We start from the raw sequence: 284 nt of genomic DNA on the forward strand, positions 1-284 counted from the left end.
CTGGTGGGGGCGGTGTCACCCGCGTAGCCCTTCACCGAGCCTTCTTTAGCGTCGCGAACGTGCAGTTTGTCGCTGACAGAGGTCACCCCTTCAACGCCTTTCGCCACTTTCACTGCCTCTTCGGCCTGGGCCTGGCTTTCAACGAAACCGCTCAGGGTCACGACTTTTTGATCGGTTTTTACAGAGATATCGGTGCTCTTGATGTTGTCATGACCCACCAGGGCCGCCTTCACTTTCGCGGTGATGGCGCTGTCATCCATGAAATTACCGACTTTATTCATAGA

1 protein-coding gene is annotated in these 284 nt (G+C 54.9%); it reads right to left on the minus strand.

The annotated features are described in order from the left end of the window. Window positions 1–260 (minus strand): BON domain-containing protein (locus tag ACFFRH_RS44910; RefSeq protein ID WP_512701148.1); only part of this gene is annotated, 260 nt, incomplete at its 3' end. Window positions 261–284: the final 24 nt, after the last annotated feature.

Origin of the sequence: Streptosporangium vulgare (assembly GCF_042428775.1) — a bacterium.
GTDB classification, from domain to species: Bacteria; Actinomycetota; Actinomycetes; order Streptosporangiales; family Streptosporangiaceae; genus Streptosporangium; species Streptosporangium vulgare.